General features: G+C 57.5%; 11 protein-coding genes. 3 read left to right on the top strand and 8 right to left on the bottom strand.

Annotated features, from left to right (window positions below):
- Window positions 1-97 precede the first annotated feature (97 nt).
- The gene (gene dnaG, locus MUU53_RS12535) at window positions 98-2,134 is read right to left on the bottom strand and encodes a DNA primase (RefSeq protein ID WP_247261178.1); all 2,037 of its coding nucleotides are present in this window, start codon (window positions 2,132-2,134) and stop codon (window positions 98-100) included.
- Between the two features lie 447 nt (window positions 2,135-2,581).
- Entirely contained in the window at window positions 2,582-3,031 is a 450-nt protein-coding gene (locus tag MUU53_RS12530; protein WP_156379170.1) for a GatB/YqeY domain-containing protein, read from the bottom strand.
- A gap of 322 nt (window positions 3,032-3,353) precedes the next feature.
- On the opposite strand from MUU53_RS12530, the gene carA reads away from it, so the two are divergent.
- Entirely contained in the window at window positions 3,354-4,559 is a 1,206-nt protein-coding gene (carA, locus tag MUU53_RS12525) for a glutamine-hydrolyzing carbamoyl-phosphate synthase small subunit (protein WP_247261177.1), read from the top strand.
- Window positions 4,560-4,629: 70 nt separating this feature from the next.
- On the opposite strand, the gene MUU53_RS12520 is transcribed toward carA, so the two are convergent.
- Window positions 4,630-6,018, bottom strand: coding sequence for an MATE family efflux transporter (locus MUU53_RS12520; RefSeq protein ID WP_377307272.1), 1,389 nt, complete (start codon window positions 6,016-6,018; stop codon window positions 4,630-4,632).
- 129 nt (window positions 6,019-6,147) lie between these two features.
- Window positions 6,148-6,681 carry a DUF2306 domain-containing protein gene (locus MUU53_RS12515; RefSeq protein WP_247261175.1) on the bottom strand — a complete coding sequence of 178 codons (534 nt, stop codon included), beginning with the start codon at window positions 6,679-6,681 and terminating at the stop codon, window positions 6,148-6,150.
- Window positions 6,682-6,771: 90 nt separating this feature from the next.
- Between MUU53_RS12515 and MUU53_RS12510 the strand changes: the two genes are divergently transcribed.
- On the top strand, window positions 6,772-7,635 hold the full coding sequence (locus MUU53_RS12510; RefSeq protein ID WP_247261174.1) for a LytTR family DNA-binding domain-containing protein: 864 nt from the start codon (window positions 6,772-6,774) through the stop codon (window positions 7,633-7,635).
- Here MUU53_RS12510 and ypfJ read toward each other — a convergent pair.
- On the bottom strand, window positions 7,630-8,538 hold the full coding sequence (gene ypfJ, locus MUU53_RS12505; RefSeq protein WP_247261173.1) for a KPN_02809 family neutral zinc metallopeptidase: 909 nt from the start codon (window positions 8,536-8,538) through the stop codon (window positions 7,630-7,632). The two genes, MUU53_RS12510 and ypfJ, sit on opposite strands and share 6 nt — an antisense overlap.
- Before the next feature lie 484 nt (window positions 8,539-9,022).
- On the opposite strand from ypfJ, the gene carB reads away from it, so the two are divergent.
- The gene (gene carB / locus MUU53_RS12500; protein ID WP_247261172.1) at window positions 9,023-12,505 is read left to right on the top strand and encodes a carbamoyl-phosphate synthase large subunit; all 3,483 of its coding nucleotides are present in this window, start codon (window positions 9,023-9,025) and stop codon (window positions 12,503-12,505) included.
- 60 nt (window positions 12,506-12,565) lie between these two features.
- Here carB and MUU53_RS12495 read toward each other — a convergent pair whose 3' ends face one another.
- The 3 genes from MUU53_RS12495 to MUU53_RS12485 all read right to left on the bottom strand — a co-directional run bounded on the left by MUU53_RS12495 (window position 12,566) and on the right by MUU53_RS12485 (window position 16,313).
- The gene (locus MUU53_RS12495) at window positions 12,566-12,988 is read right to left on the bottom strand and encodes a DUF1842 domain-containing protein (protein ID WP_247261171.1); all 423 of its coding nucleotides are present in this window, start codon (window positions 12,986-12,988) and stop codon (window positions 12,566-12,568) included.
- Window positions 12,989-13,608: 620 nt separating this feature from the next.
- On the bottom strand, window positions 13,609-15,081 hold the full coding sequence (locus tag MUU53_RS12490; RefSeq protein ID WP_247261170.1) for a UdgX family uracil-DNA binding protein: 1,473 nt from the start codon (window positions 15,079-15,081) through the stop codon (window positions 13,609-13,611).
- Window positions 15,081-16,313 carry a putative DNA modification/repair radical SAM protein gene (locus MUU53_RS12485; protein ID WP_247261169.1) on the bottom strand — a complete coding sequence of 411 codons (1,233 nt, stop codon included), beginning with the start codon at window positions 16,311-16,313 and terminating at the stop codon, window positions 15,081-15,083. The genes MUU53_RS12490 and MUU53_RS12485 overlap by 1 nt, the downstream gene beginning before the upstream one ends.
- Window positions 16,314-16,361 lie beyond the last annotated feature (48 nt).

The following is a 16,361-nucleotide window of genomic DNA, read 5'->3' as shown; positions in this document are numbered from 1 at the left end:
CCACCGTGCTTCCTCACACCACATCACGGTTGTCGCTTAAGTGGTGATGATTTTCCGTTTGGCAAGATACCCAAACGTACCAAGAACCGATCAGACCTCAATTTCCATGACTAACCGCTGCGCCTTTCACGCGGCCTGACATGACACCGAAACCGTCGATGATGGCCTCCTGGTTTTCCATGCGCGTGATTTCGAGCTGAACTTCCGAAAGCGCCCGCAACAAAGGCTCGATATTGTTTTCATCACCGGCTTCGGTCGCGATCGCAATTTCGCGCTCGAGTCCCATTTTTTCGAAACGTAGGGCCTTAGTCCTCTTATGTAGCGAAAGCGCCTGCCGATACCCTTCTCGCGCATCTTCAATGGCGGCCTGTTCGGTTGCAATCCAGAGACGCGCATTGCGCACCTGCTGATCCAGCGCCGCCACCAGTTGCTCTAGACCCTGTGCGCTCAGTTTTTCCAAAAGATAGTCCCGCGATAGATGCGGACCAGCCGTAGCTGCAACCGGGAGCATGGCCGACCAGAAACGCTGGAGATCGCGATTATCGAAGTCGATGGCGGCGATCTCGTCATATTCCTCCAGCAGCAATTGCGGGTGGTTGACGATGGTGATCGCCAGAACGACCTCGCGCAGTGCCGGAAGCTCTTGATACCCACGAACGACACCCGTCCGCGCCAAACGATCCGACACGCTCATGCTACGGCTCGAACCTGCCGCCGGCCCCTTGCTGCCGAAGCCTCCGGCAGCACCACCACCTGGTCGTCGGCCCTGCCCCCGCTGCGCCTGCCCACCATAGGCCTGTCCTCCAAACCCTTGTCCAGCACCGTATTGTGGGCGAAAAAACGAGTTTAGCCGCTCGCGAACATCCTGCTGGTAGAGGCGGCGCACGCTTTCGTCCGCAATCACCGAGACGATCTGCTTCAAGCGCGCCTCGAGCTCGGCCTTCTTTTCCGGAGTCTCGAAACCGCCACCCGCCGTCTCGCGCGACCAGATCATCTCGGAGAGCGGCTTGGCCTGCGCCATGACACGGTCGAACGGCTCCCGACCCTCATGCCGCACGAGATCATCGGGATCCTTGCCATCGGGCAGAAGCGCAAAACGCACCGAGCGGCCGGGTTTCAAGTGCGGAAGCGCCAGATCGGCGGCACGATGGGCAGCGCGAACACCGGCACCGTCGCCATCGAAGCAGAGAACAGGCTCCGATGTCATGCGCCAAAGCAGCTCAAGCTGGTTTTCCGTCAGCGCGGTGCCGAGCGGTGCCACCGCATTTTCAACGCCCGCCTGATGCAGCGCGATGACATCCATATAGCCTTCGACAGCGATGATGGTGCCCTGCTCCGCCTGTCCGCGGGCACCGATCTGCGACGCCCTGCGGGCCCGCGTGAAATTGTAGAGCACATTGCCCTTGTGGAAGAGTTCTGTCTCATTGGAGTTCAGATATTTCGCAGGCGCATCCGGCGACATGGCCCGCCCGCCAAAGGCGATCACCTTCTCGCGGGACGAGAGAATGGGAAACATGACGCGGTCACGAAACCGGTCGTAGGAAACGGCAATACCCTCGCCATGCACCACCAGGCCGCAAGCCTCGATCTGCTCCTTCGGAATGCCTTTGCTCGCCAAATGCTCCTTCAGCGCGTTGCGGCTGTCGGGAGCATAGCCGAGGCGGAACGTATCAATAGTCTTCGCACTCAAGCCACGGTCACGCAGATAGGCCCGTGCCTTGGCTCCCACCGCACTCTGAAGCTGATCCTGGAAAAAACGGGTCGCCATTTCCATAACATCGATCAGGGTCGCGCGCTCTTTCTCGCGCTTTTCCGCCTGTACATCCGGCTGCGGCATGGCAATGCCCGCCAGATCGGCGATGGTCTGTACCGATTCGACGAAACTCATGCCCTCGATTTCCTGCAGAAACCGAAAATGGTCACCAGAAACACCGCAGCCGAAACAATGGTAGCGCCCCTTGCGATCCTCGCAGTGGAAGCTCGGGCTCTTTTCACCATGAAATGGGCAGCACGCCCAGAAGTCACCGCGAGAGACATTCGTCTTCTTGCGGTCCCATGTGACGCGGCGCGCAATCACCGTCGAGATCGGCACCCGGTCGCGTATCTCGTCTAGGAAAGTGTTGGAAAAGCGCATTGGACCCTCAAGCTTATTCAACCATGTAGTACGTGCCCGGCCAATGCGCCATCATCATCGACAGCAGCCCCCACTATCCACAGCTCCAAACAAGATAACCTCTTACTTCTCGCCCGGCTTGTGACCAAACTAAGGCGCATGTTGCGGAGCAAAAATTATAATTTTGTAATTTGATTGTTTGCAGCTGGGGGCGTTTTCTACCAATGCCTTCTCGACGTCCCACTCTCCATCGGGAAGGTTGACAGAAAAGGCGCAGATGCAGCCCCCCGCTCGCGCCTTCAGCAACAGCTCTTCCCTGGAGCGCGTTGCAAATGTCCAGGCATAGAGAGGCAGGACCATCCCTAAGTCCTGCCTCGCTTGCCTCTGATACAAAATGACCTCCAAACGAAAGGGCTGGATCCTCTTCCCCGGATCCAGCCCTTTCGTATAGGTTAAATCGAGATCGGCTTACTTCAAAAGTTCTTTGACCAGCCCGGATGCCTTTGCAAAATCCATCTGTCCGGCATAGCGCTCTTTCAGAACGCCAATGACCTTGCCCATGTCGCGCAGACCCTGAGCCCCAATCTCTGCAATCACCGCCTCGCAGGCAGCACGCACGGCCTCGTCTGACATCTGTTCGGGCATGAAGGAACGAATGATTTCGATTTCCTCCCGCTCCTGCGCAGCAAGTTCGGCGCGACCGCCCTCGTCATAGATCTTGGCCGATTCTTCGCGCTGCTTGATCATCTTCTGCAGGATCTGCAGGATCTCATCGTCAGTTACCGGGTCCTTGCCTACGCCGCGATGGGCGATGTCGCGATCCTTGACCGCGGTCTGGATCAGGCGGACGGTGGAAAGGCGACGACTATCCTTGGCCTTCAAGGCTTCCTTCATCGCATTGGAAAGTGTGTCGCGCATCATCTTCTTCTTATCTCCTTGTAAAGGCGTCCGCGCATTTCGTTTTGCTGAAGCACGACGCCTTTGGTGGGCGCTCTCTTAAACCACCCGGCGATGCGGATCAATTCGGAGGTTGGAATACTTGCATCTACCCTGTTCAAATGACAGATTACCTTGAGAACTCGGATTGACCATCGCAAACACTTTCACTATTTTCCCGCACCTGCACGAGAATTGTATCCAAAGCCAGGCGCGACCTTCCGTGCGCCATTTTTCGCGACCATAGATGGCCCTATGGCTCTGCCGCGCTGAGTGGCCGGGCAACGGGCGGAGACAAACTGTTATGACCAACACTGCACCCTGGACCTCTCGCAAGCCAACGGCTGTCCTTGTCCTCGCGGATGGTACGGTAATCGAAGGCGTCGGTATTGGCGCCACGGGCAAGGTGACGGCAGAAGTCTGCTTCAACACTGCGCTCACCGGCTATCAGGAAATCCTGACAGACCCGTCCTATCTCGGACAGATCGTCACCTTCACCTTCCCGCACATCGGCAATATCGGCACCAACGACGAAGACGTGGAAGACCTGACGCCAGCAGCACGCCGCGGCGCAGTGGGTACCATCTTCAAGGCAGACATCACTGAGCCATCGAACTACCGTGCGGCGAAGCACCTGAACGACTGGCTGGCAAGTCGCGGCATCATCGGCCTTTCGGGTATCGACACCCGTGCGCTGACTGCCTGGATCCGCGAGCATGGCGCACCGAACGCGGTTATCGCCCATGACCCGAACGGCGTGTTCGACATCGAAGCGCTAAAGGCGGAAGCCCGCGCGTGGAGCGGTCTGGTGGATCTCGACCTCGCCAAGGAAGCCACATCAGGTCAGTCTTCGCAGTGGACCGAAAAGCCATGGGTCTGGAATGAAGGCTATGACAACCTCAAGGCAGACGACGCGAAGTATCACATCGTCTGCGTCGACTATGGTGTGAAGCGCAACATTCTGCGCCTCTTCACCGGCTTGGATTGCAAGGTAACCGTCGTTCCTGCCAACACGTCTGCCGAAGACATCATGGCGCTGAACCCCGATGGCGTGTTCCTGTCAAACGGTCCGGGAGATCCGGCGGCAACTGGCAAGTATGCGGTACCGGTCATCCAGCATATCATCAAGACGGAAACACCGACATTCGGCATTTGCCTTGGCCACCAGATGCTGGGTCTGGCGCTTGGCGCAAAGACCGAGAAAATGCACCAGGGTCACCATGGCGCCAACCATCCGGTCAAGGATCACACCACCGGCAAGGTTGAGATCGTTTCCATGAACCACGGCTTTGCAATCGACTCGAAGTCGCTGCCGGAAGGTGTGGAGGAGACTCATATTTCCCTGTTCGATGGCAGCAATTGCGGCCTGCGCCTGGCAGGTAAGCCCGTCTTTTCGGTCCAGCATCACCCGGAAGCCTCACCCGGACCGCAGGACAGCCACTACCTGTTCCGCCGCTTCATCAACCTGGTGCGTGAGCGCAAGGGTGAGGCTGCACTGGCCGAGCGCTGATCCACATCAGACGCGTTGGAATAAAAAAATGGCCCGCTTCGTGCGGGCCATTTGCGTAAGACCAGGCCTTTCAGCCCCGTTCCCTGACAAGAAGCCAGAAACGCACGCACAGCATGACGGCTGCTGCCGTTAGGCCCATCACAAACCCGATCCAGACGCCCGGCCCGCGCCATTCCAGAGGGAAAGCAAAGACCCAGGCAAATACGAAACCGATGGGCCAATAGGCGATCAGGGCGAGCACCATTGGCACCTGCGTATCCTTCAAGCCGCGCAGAAGCCCCGCAGCAACTGCCTGAAGTCCGTCGAACAACTGAAATGCGCCGGCCAGCATGATGAGCGGCACCGCAAGCTCCAGAACGCGCTGGGCGTCCGGCAGGCTCGTATCCAGGAACAACCGGCCCAGCGAAGCCGGAGCTACTGCAAACAGTGTGCTTCCAACGATCGAAAAGCCCAGGCCCACCACCAGCACCGTTACCGCCGCGCGATTGACGCCGATAGGGTCGCCGCGGCCATAGGCAAGGCCCACACGCACAGTGGCAACCTGCGCCAGACCCAGCGGCACCATGAAGGCGATAGACGCCAGTTGCAGGGCAATGCCGTGCGCCGCCAGTTCCAGCTTTCCAAGCATACCCATCAGCAGCGACGCAGCCGTAAACAGGCCCGCTTCGGCAAGAATGGTGAAGCCAATGGGCAAACCTACCGCAAAGATCTCTCGAAAGGCGCTCCAGTCTGGACGCCAGAACCGCACGAAAATCTCATAGGCGCGCATTTCCTTGCGGCTCTGAATATAGGCCACCAGCAACGCAAACCCCAAAAGGTTGGCGCTCAGCGAGGCGATCGCAGCACCGTTGAGCCCAAGTTTCGGCATGCCGAGATTACCGAAGATGAGGCCGTAGTCGACCACCGCATTGAAGGCGAACATGCCGAGCGTGACGTAAAGCACGATACCCGCGCGCTGCAAGGCACTGGCAAAGGAGCGCAGCACCATCACCAGCAGCGCCGGAAACATGCCCCACTGGAGAATGCGAAGATAGGATTGCGCCAGTTCAGCAACGTCAGGCGCCTGCCCCAGAGTCAGCAAAATCGCCTTGGAGAAGAACAGGATTGGTGCGGTAACGATGCCATAGGCTATCACCACCCACATTCCCATCCGCACCGAACGGCGTGCCTGCTTCTGGTCCCCTCGCCCGACAGCCTGCGCTACAAGCGGAATTACAGCGTTTGAAAAACCGCTGCCGAAAATGAAGACAACGAAGAACATCTGGCTGGCAAGCACCACGGCCGCCAGTTCGGTCGTCCCCAGCCAGCCGACCATCACCACATCCGTCGTATTGATCGCCATCTGCGCCAATTGTGCGCCGACAAACGGAACGCCAAGCCCGATTGTCGACTTCACATGGGAGCCCCACGAGTTATCAGACATCGATGAGGACTGCGCTGGCGCAAGAACGGTGGACATGACCATGCTCCGGAAACGAAAAAAGGCCGCTGCACGGAAAATGGGCAGTCGGCCATGAACGGACTTAGATCACACCCTCCAGAGTAGCAACCCTTTTGCCTAATAAAGTAGAAGAATTGAATGAAGCCATCAACCGGATTGATGGGTCGCCTGGATCGGATCGACAGCCGCAGCAGCTCGAATTCTTCGGTTCTGTTGTAGGTAGAAAACCAGCAACGGGAGAGCGACCACGAAGATCAGCAGGACCAACTGCAGGGACGATCTATCCTTGATGACAACTGCATGCATCAATCGATGAGGAATAAGCGTGAACCCGCCTGCCACGACGATGCCCCAGAAATAGAGCTGACGAACGGTCGCGGCATGCGCGCGGATGTTTCCCGCACGCGCAGTCCGGTAAACGCGCCAGCTGCTGACAATCACCATGACTGACAGTAGATGAATTGGAGAAAAGCCCCAGATCATATCAAGGCTATGGATAAAGAAACTGGAGCCCGCCGTAACGAGCATCAGAAACAGCCAGATCTTGCCGAACAGCCTGTGAAGCGGAGTTCCTCGTCCCTTCCAGATGAGAAGGAAAGCACCAAGCACCGCGGCGGGTAAAACAGCGGCCACATGGATTTGGACGGCAAGTGGTGCTTCAAGAAGAGGGGCAAGCATCATGACGGCGGTTCTCCGGTTGAATTCGTCCCCGAGATTGGCGAAAACCTGGGTGCAGCCAACTGGATTGGCGTTAATGTGAGGGTAAAGTTCGTGAGAAGCGTCTATTTGCAATCCACGCTTCGCGAATTGCAGAGGTTTTTCGGCTCGTCGCGCTTCTGGGCGACAATGGTGATTGTCAGTATTGTGTTCACGGTTGTCGGGCCGTTCGGCACCGGCGCATCGATGCCCTTCCTTCGCCGCCTGGCGTTCTGGCTTTTCCTGCAGGCGACAGCCTTTTCGCTCGCGAGCTTCGTCATCGTGCTGGCACTGACGATCTTGGGGCGCAGCGGCAGACACCGGCTCCCCATCATGATGATCGGCGCGATCATCGCAGCCTTGCCCATTGGCCTTGCGGTGGAAGTTTTGCAGGCGGGGTTTACGGGGCAGTCCATTTCTGTCGGGAGCACGATCGAGCAGATCAAGATTTCGCTCTTGCTAAGCCCCCTGCTCTGCGCCCTGACCTATCTGACGATGAGCCCGCCCGCTTCTGAGAGGCACCCCGATGAGCAGATAGATTTGCAGCACAAGAGCAAACCTCCCGCTGTCTCTCAGCCGGAGCCGTCGTCGCAATCCAGTGCAGAGCATCCTGCCGATCCGGCAATCCTGTCGCGGCTGAAACCCCAAAACCGTGGCAGGTTGCTGAGGCTCGCTGTGCAGGACCACTACACTGAAGTGGTAACATCACGCGGCAAGGAACTGGTCCTGTTGCGCTTCAGCGACGCGCTGAACGAAACCGCGCCGGTGGCGGGCCAGCGCATTCACCGCTCGCATTGGATGGCAGACGAACATGTCTCACATCTGAAACGCGCAAACGGCAGACTTCTGGTCGTAACGAAAGCTGGCGAAGAGCTCCCCGTCAGCAGACCCAATGAGGCAGAGATCCGCCTGAAGTTTTCTGACCGGCAACCATCATAGCTGCTGGTAGCTCGGCGTGAACGTATCGCAAGCCTGCATGTTGCCGCTCGTAAAGCCCTTGCGGAACCATTTGACGCGCTGCGCCGAAGTTCCGTGATTGAAGCTATCCGGAATCACATAACCCTGCGAGCGGCGCTGCAATGTGTCGTCACCGATCTTCTGCGCGGCGTTGAGCGCCTCCTCAAGATCGCCCGTTTCCAGAATACCCTTCTGGTCGGTGTACTTACCCCATACGCCTGCAAAACAATCTGCCTGAAGTTCCACGCGCACAGACATGCGGTTGGCATCCAACTCGCTCATGGACTTGCGCATCTGGTTGAATTTGGGAAGGACACCGATCAGGTTCTGGACGTGGTGACCAACTTCATGAGCGATGACATAGGCTTCGGCAAAGTCGCCAGGAGCCCCGAACTGGTGCGACAACTGGTTGAAAAACGACGTATCGAGGTAGATCTTACGGTCGCCCGGACAATAGAACGGGCCGGTTGCTGCCGACGCAAGTCCACAGGCAGATTCGACCCGTCCCGGAAAGAGCACAAGCTTCGGCTCCTCATACTGGCCACCACGCTGCTGGAAAACCCGCGTCCAGGTATCTTCGGTTTCCGCCAAAACAGTCGAAACGAACGCTTTCATTTCGTCATTCTGCGGCGTGCGCTGAGCCTGCTGCTGACTGGATGCACCACCGCCAAGATCGATATCGCCACCGGATAGAAGCGTGAGCGGATTGATGCCGAGAATGAAGCAGACGATCACGATGAAGATCAGCCCGCCAATCCCGATGCCACCGCCGCGAGTGCCGCCACCGATTGGAATTCGAAAGCCCGGACCGGAACGGAAACCGCCGCCGCCATCCGCGCGGCGATCTTCGATATTGTCCGATTGCCGTCTGCCACGCCATTCCATCGCTGCACCCTCTGCCGTTGCTGCACGCCGCGTGCACGATAATGGGGAATCTCAACCATCGTTCCATGGGATGCAAGCGGGAATACGCGCGGACCTCTTCCAAGAATCACCGGCAGCGGCGGAATGCCCAGCAATTGCAAGCTGAAGCTAAACTAGACTGCAGCAAGGCTTATCGCCAGAAATCTGAGTCATCTATGACCCGGATGAAGACAGAGAGCGCAGATTGTTCATTCTCGTGGCGGCTTGATATAGGTTGTCCTCATGCGACGACATACGTTTATTCCAGTAAAGAACTGACAACGAGATAGAGACCCCCAGTCCTTATTGGCAGAGACAAGTGCGGAAACTAAATTTTGGGGGTTCCTTCCGCGCGAACATTTCCCTATAAGCCGCTTCTAGCCTGAAAAGACCCATCCATTGCGCCCGGCCGGTGAAGCCTCACCCTGGCCGGTTTTTCGCGCAACATGTTTATGGAATTGAGCCCATGCCGAAGCGCCAAGATATTAAGTCAATCCTCATCATCGGAGCAGGACCGATTGTCATCGGTCAGGCCTGCGAGTTCGACTATTCAGGCACTCAGGCCTGCAAGGCGCTGAAGGAAGAAGGCTACCGGGTCATTCTGGTCAACTCCAACCCGGCAACGATCATGACCGATCCGGGCTTGGCAGACGCGACTTATGTTGAGCCCATCACGCCGGAAGTTGTAGCCAAGATCATCGCCAAGGAACGTCCGGACGCGCTGCTGCCGACAATGGGCGGACAAACCGCGCTCAACACCGCGCTTTCTTTGAAGCGAATGGGTGTTCTGGACCGCTATAATGTCGAAATGATCGGCGCGAAGCCGGAGGCCATCGACAAGGCCGAAGACCGTGCTCTCTTCCGTGAGGCGATGGCGAAGATCGGGCTGGAAACGCCTCGCTCCATGCTGGCGAACGCAACAGAAATCAAGGATGCCGACCGCAAGAAGCACGAGGCTGAGCGCGCAAAGCTGCGCGAAACACTGTCCGGTGATGCTCTGGACAAGGCGCTGGACGAGCTGGAAAACAAGTGGAACCTTGGCGAGACAGACCGCAAGCAGCGTTACATGAGCCATGCCATGGCCATCGCTGCGCAGGCGCTGGATGTCGTGGGCCTGCCTGCCATCATCCGTCCTTCCTTCACCATGGGCGGCACCGGCGGTGGCATTGCCTACAACCGCTCCGAATTCTTCGAGATCATCAATTCCGGTCTGGACGCCTCTCCGACCACGGAAGTGCTGATTGAAGAATCGGTTCTAGGCTGGAAGGAATATGAGATGGAAGTCATCCGCGACCGCGCGGATAACTGCATCATCATCTGCTCTATCGAAAACATTGATCCGATGGGCGTTCACACGGGTGACTCCATCACTGTCGCTCCGGCGCTGACACTGACGGACAAGGAATACCAGATCATGCGTAACGCATCGATCGCGGTACTGCGCGAAATAGGCGTGGAAACTGGCGGCTCGAACGTTCAGTTTGCCGTGAACCCTAAGGATGGCCGCCTGGTCGTCATCGAAATGAACCCGCGCGTGTCTCGCTCCTCCGCGCTCGCTTCCAAGGCAACCGGCTTCCCGATTGCCAAGGTCGCGGCCAAGCTCGCCATCGGCTACACCCTGGATGAGTTGGAGAACGATATCACCGGTGGCGCCACACCCGCCTCCTTCGAACCATCCATCGACTACGTCGTCACCAAGATCCCGCGCTTTGCCTTCGAGAAGTTCCCGGGTGCAGAGCCGACGCTCACCACCGCCATGAAGTCGGTCGGTGAAGTCATGGCCATTGGCCGCACCTTTGCCGAATCTCTGCAGAAAGCCCTGCGCGGCCTGGAAACCGGCCTGACGGGTCTCGATGAAATCGAAATTCCGGGCCTGGGCCAGGGTGATGACAAGAACGCCATCCGCGCCGCCATCGGTACCCCGACGCCGGACCGCCTGCGCATGGTGGTTCAGGCGCTTCGTCTCGGCATGTCGGAAGCTGAAGTTCACGAAGGCTGCAAGATCGACCCGTGGTTCATCGCCCAGTTCAAGGCTATTGTGGATATGGAAGCGCGCGTGCGCGAACACGGCCTGCCGCAGGACGCTGACAACCTGCGCATGCTGAAGGCCATGGGCTTCTCCGATGCCCGCCTCGCCTCGCTCACATCGACCAAGCCGAAGGATGTCGCGGTCCTGCGCAACAGCCTGAATGTGCGCCCGGCCTTCAAGCGCATCGATACCTGCGCTGCCGAATTCGCCTCACCGACCGCCTATATGTATTCGACCTATGAGACACCGTTCGTCGGCGTCGCCCGCTCGGAAGCAGAAATATCCGACGCCAAGAAGGTCGTAATCCTCGGCGGCGGTCCAAACCGTATCGGCCAGGGCATCGAGTTCGATTACTGCTGCTGCCATGCGGCCTTCGCGCTGAAGGATGCAGGCTTCGAAGCCATCATGATCAACTGCAACCCGGAAACCGTTTCCACCGACTACGATACCTCCGACCGCCTCTATTTCGAGCCGCTGACAGCCGAAGACGTGATCGAGATTCTTCGTGCAGAACAGGAAAAGGGTGAAGTCGTCGGCGTCATCGTCCAGTTTGGCGGCCAGACACCTCTGAAGCTGGCCGAAGCCCTCGAAAAGAACGGTATCCCGATTCTTGGCACAGCGCCGGACATGATCGACCTTGCGGAAGATCGCGACCGCTTCCAGAAACTCCTGATGAAGCTGGATCTCGCCCAGCCGAACAACGGCATTGCCTACTCGGTGGAACAGGCGCGTCTCGTCGCGTCCGAAATCGGCTTCCCGCTGGTTGTCCGGCCGTCCTACGTTCTGGGTGGCCGCGCCATGCAGATCATCCACAACGAGACCATGCTCCAGGCCTATCTTCTGGACACGGTGCCGGAACTGGTGCCGGAAGACATCAAGCAGCGCTATCCGAACGACAAGACGGGCCAGATCAACACGCTTCTCGGCAAGAACCCTCTGCTGTTCGATAGCTATCTGACCAACGCCATCGAAGTCGACGTGGATGCGCTGTGCGACGGTGAAAACGTGTTTGTCTCCGGCATCATGGAGCATATCGAGGAAGCCGGCATCCACTCCGGCGACAGCGCCTGCTCGTTGCCATCCCGATCCTTCTCGCCAGAATTACTGGACGAACTGGAGCGCCAGACGACCGCTCTTGCAAAGGCTCTGAATGTCGGCGGTCTTATGAACGTTCAGTACGCGATCAAGGACGGCACGATCTACGTTCTGGAAGTCAATCCACGCGCCTCGCGCACCGTGCCCTTCGTCGCCAAGACCATCGGCGCGCCGATCGCCAAGATCGCCGCCCGCATCATGGCCGGTGAAAAGCTGGATGCGGCCATTGGCGCCTACGGTTCAAAGCCGGATCCGCGCAACCTGAAGCACATTGCCGTCAAGGAAGCAGTGTTCCCGTTTGCCCGCTTCCCGGGTGTCGATACGCTGCTCGGCCCGGAAATGCGCTCCACTGGAGAGGTCATCGGCCTCGATCGCAGCTTTCCGCTCGCCTTCGCCAAGAGCCAGTTGGGTGCTGGCGTAGAACTCCCGCGTGAAGGCTCTGTCTTCGTCTCGGTCCGCGATGACGACAAGACTCGCGTCCTGCCAGCTATCAAACTGCTGGTCGAAATCGGCTTCAAGGTTCTGGCAACCGGCGGCACGCAGCGCTTCCTCGCTGAGAACGGCATTGAAGCTGTGAAGGTGAACAAGGTTCTGGAAGGTCGTCCGCATATCGAGGATGCGATCCGCAACCGTCAGGTTCAACTGGTCATCAACACGACCGATAGCAACAAGGCGATCTCCGACTCCAAGTCGCTTCGTCGTGCTGCTCTGATGCAGAAGGTGCCTTATTACACCACAATGGCTGGTGCCCTGGCTGCGGCAGAAGCAATCGAGGCTCTGAAGAAGGGCCAGTTGGAAGTGGCTCCGTTGCAAAGCTACTTCTGATCAAAGATCAGAGCCCAACCGGATAAGGACTGGCGGCCCCGATGGGCCGCCAGATCTATTTCAGGCAAGCTTGTGGATCGGCTCGCGCACAACGTGCCATTTGCCGGTCAAGTCCTTGCGGTACTGATACTCTATCGTACCCTTGGAGAAATCCGGCTCGAGCAGGATGATCGCCTTGAAGTTCAAGGGAATGGCAGGTCCAACGCCCCCGTCCTTCGGCCAAACGATTTCCGGATAACCTGTCAGGTCGATGCGGACCTTGGAGCCGGGACCAATGACCGTCTCATAGATCAAGTCGCCTAGGACATGCGAACGTACATCCAGAGGCGGATTCGTGGCTTGTTTGACTTCGGCAAAGCCAGTCACCTTGCCGGTTGGAGTATAGACGCCAAGCGTAAGCGCCACCGTAGGAGCGCCGGGCGCACCTGTGCTCTGCAATTTAAGTTGGAAAAGGCCCGCTTCTATTGGATGAATTTCAGTCATAATATAGCTCCTTCAAAAATACGCTGACAGCAAATCTCAGATCTCCGCCATCGCACTACCATTGGTAGAAAAACAAAAAATAAAAGCAACTATAAATATTCATGGGTCAAATCTTGCTAGGTAGAATTTGTTTAATCAGTAATACATCTTTAAATTGTAAAAAATCGAGCAGGTGATCGATTACCGAGCACCGCAGGGTTTCCACTAATTCTGAGCGGAGATCTTGTAAGGATTGGCTAAAGTGTTTCCCATGATCCACCTTGTAGTGGAGCGCAGATTTCAAGGCTCTCCTCGTCACATACAACTAGAGCGCTTCAGGGCTAAATGGACAGAGTTCTGTTTGGGAGGGCGGGAGCAGATGCGAGGAGAAGGGCGCGTGTCGTAGCCTCAGCATAGGGCCAAGCCCTGCGACAAAGCAGATGACCCGCCATCTCAAACCCGGAGGGCCGGATCATTTTCAGCCATTATCTGCGGCTTTTGTCTCAATCGTACCTTGCGGGTATGCCCTTCGCCAAAGCCTTGATCCTGACTGAAACCGATCACGGCAGAACGATTCCATTGAGCCCTGAAACGCTCTAAGGAGCACAGACGTTTCCACGTGGCCCATACCATCAATCATTTCACCGTATCGCTGGAGATTCTTGCGCCAGCCGCCGGACAGCCGCCATATCCAACCGGAACTTCTCGAATTCCGCTGACTTCCTAGCTTCGTCGGGAATGCGTAGCAAATAGGATGGATGAACAGTCACAAACAACGTGCAACCGCTACTCATCGCGATGGACATGCCGCGCACATCCTGAAGCTTTTCCTTGTGATCGGTCAAAGCGTAATAGGCCGTCGCACCCATAGCCACCACCAGAGACGGCTTGATCAGTTCCACCTCTTTGGTCAACCACCACCGGCAAGCCTGTATCTCACCCTGGTTCGGCTTCTGGTGAATACGGCGCTTTCCCTGCGGTTCGTATTTGAAATGCTTCACCGCGTTGGTGACGTAAAACTCACGCCTATCCAACCCGACCTCATTGACCACCGTGTCGAAAACCTTGCCAGCCGGACCAACGAAGGGACGGCCAGCCAGATCCTCCTGATCCCCCGGCTGTTCACCGACGAACATGACCCTGGCCGATTGCGAGCCTTCGCCAAACACAGTCTGGGTTGCCCGACAATGCAGTTCGCAACGGGTACAGTGACGGGCATCCTGACGCAGAGCTTCCAGTGTCCCCTCTGGAAATGATGGCTCATTCAGTTCGCCGGCAGCCATGCGGTCCTGAAGCCGCTGGTGAAACGCAGGCGGCTGGGAGGCAGCACGTTCGGCCATCTCCCGCACCTTGGCTTCGGCATTGGCAATGAGGTCGGGAATAAGGTCCGCCTCCGGCAGGTTCTTCCAGTATTTCTTCGGCATCTCCGCCGTCATTGCCTTCACCTTCAGCCGCGCGGGATTGAAGATATTGGCATAGTAGATACGCCAGAGATCATCGGCGTCGTCGCGGATTTCCGGCTTCTCGGCGGGTTCGTCGGAGACGGTCAGCTCCTCGCCGTCCCAGGCGGCAGAGCCCTTCGGTGTTGCAATGACCCAGTCCATATCGAAGAAGCGGCGTTTGAAGAACGGTGCCATCCGCGCCACGATGTAATGATCCGGCTCGAACCAGGCAAAAAACGCCCGCCGCCGCTCCATCGGATCGCGAGAGGGAACCTCCTTGAAGCGCACGAAGGCTTTCATCTTGTGGCTGTCGCGGCGGACAGATTTCTCCAGCTTGCGCGCAGCAATGACATCCGGGTCTGAAACGATACCGATCAGATGACGCTCTGATCGAATGCGCCAGAGCAACCGATACAGCAGGGCAAAGCGGTCCGGATTCGAATGACAGATGACCGTCTGCGCCAGATCGAGAAACGCCGGCGGTACACTGGGTGCAGCCGCTGTTGGCGACGGAACCGGCAATTCGCTCTCGCCGAAACCCAGACCGCTCTCGACCGATGAGCCGCTTTCCCACACCACATCGGCCGGGGTCACATCACACATTAGAAGAACACGCGCCGCGTAGCGCCATTCCGTAAAGTCGCCACATCCATTGAGACAGATCTTCAGCATCAGAATAGCGTCAATTGCTCAGGCTGCGGCGAGAACATCTGTCGCAAATCACTGCGATCGATCATCCGGTGCGGCGTCCAGCCATCAGCCACAATGAAGGGCTGCACCTTGCGCAAGGACACACCGAGACGACCGAGATCTTCGATCCTGAGCCGACGGAAACGCCGCGACGACAGGATGGATCTGACCGTCTTGGTACCGAAGCCCGGCACCCGGAGAAGCATCTCCTTCGGGGCCTTGTTGATATCTACGGGGAAGCAATCCCGATGCGCAAGCGCCCATGCCAGCTTGGGATCCAGTTCCAGATCGAGGTTTCCGTCTGCGGTTGCAGATGTGATTTCGCCGATATCAAAGCCGTAGAAACGATAAAGCCAGTCCGCTTGGTAAAGACGATGCTCTCGCACGAGCGGCGGCTTGATGAGCGGCAACTTGGAGGATGCATCCGGTATCGGACTAAACGCCGAATAATAAACCCGCTTCAGACCGTAACTTCCGTACAGCCGTGCGCTCGTCCCGAGAATGGTCGCGTCATTGGCTCCATCAGCGCCAACAATCATCTGCGTACTCTGCCCGGCCGGTACGAACTTCTTCCGACGCTTGGTCTTTAATGTCGGCTCGGATGCATCCTCGATCTTCAACCGAAGATCACCCATGGCGCGACGGATACCCTCGGGCTTCTTTTCCGGTGCGAACTGGCTGATGCCTTTGTCCGTGGGCAATTCGATATTGATCGACAAACGGTCGGCATAAAGCCCAGCCTCCTCGATCAATGCCGCAGACGCTTCCGGGATCGTCTTCAGGTGAATATAGCCGCGAAAATTGTGAACCGTGCGCAAATCCCGCGCGATTTTGACCATTTCCTCCATCGTGTGGTCAGACGAGCGGATAATGCCGGAGGAAAGAAACAAGCCCTCGATGTAATTCCGGCGATAGAACTCCATGGTCAGCCAAACCACCTCTTCCGGCGTAAAGCGCGCACGCTCTACATTTGAGGACGACCGATTGATGCAGTAGGCGCAATCATAAATGCAGAAGTTCGTCAGCAGTATTTTCAGAAGCGAAATACAGCGGCCATCGGGCGCATAGGCGTGGCAAATGCCAGACCCTTCTGTCGACCCCAATCCTCCAGACGAGATTGAATCGCGCCGCGTAGTACCGCTAGACGCGCAGGACGCATCATACTTCGCTGCATCGGAAAGGATAGCCAAACGTTCTTTCAGCGACTTTTTCATCACGGATGTTCACTAAAAGTTCTTGTCGATGGAGTCAACGATCCTTTT

Source organism: Affinirhizobium lemnae (assembly GCF_022968395.1).
In the GTDB taxonomy this organism is placed as follows: domain Bacteria; phylum Pseudomonadota; class Alphaproteobacteria; order Rhizobiales; family Rhizobiaceae; genus Neorhizobium; species Neorhizobium lemnae.
This window is presented reverse-complemented; position numbering and strand designations above follow the sequence as displayed.

Coding starts and splice junctions, on each gene's coding strand:
- dnaG (WP_247261178.1), bottom strand. CDS start 2,134: ATGCGCTTTTCCAACACTTTCCTAGACGAGATACGCGACCGGGTGCCG.
- MUU53_RS12530 (WP_156379170.1), bottom strand. CDS start 3,031: ATGCGCGACACACTTTCCAATGCGATGAAGGAAGCCTTGAAGGCCAAG.
- carA (WP_247261177.1), top strand. CDS start 3,354: ATGACCAACACTGCACCCTGGACCTCTCGCAAGCCAACGGCTGTCCTT.
- MUU53_RS12520 (WP_377307272.1), bottom strand. CDS start 6,018: ATGTCCACCGTTCTTGCGCCAGCGCAGTCCTCATCGATGTCTGATAAC.
- MUU53_RS12515 (WP_247261175.1), bottom strand. CDS start 6,681: ATGATGCTTGCCCCTCTTCTTGAAGCACCACTTGCCGTCCAAATCCAT.
- ypfJ (WP_247261173.1), bottom strand. CDS start 8,538: ATGGAATGGCGTGGCAGACGGCAATCGGACAATATCGAAGATCGCCGC.
- carB (WP_247261172.1), top strand. CDS start 9,023: ATGCCGAAGCGCCAAGATATTAAGTCAATCCTCATCATCGGAGCAGGA.
- MUU53_RS12495 (WP_247261171.1), bottom strand. CDS start 12,988: ATGACTGAAATTCATCCAATAGAAGCGGGCCTTTTCCAACTTAAATTG.
- MUU53_RS12490 (WP_247261170.1), bottom strand. CDS start 15,081: ATGCTGAAGATCTGTCTCAATGGATGTGGCGACTTTACGGAATGGCGC.
- MUU53_RS12485 (WP_247261169.1), bottom strand. CDS start 16,313: ATGAAAAAGTCGCTGAAAGAACGTTTGGCTATCCTTTCCGATGCAGCG.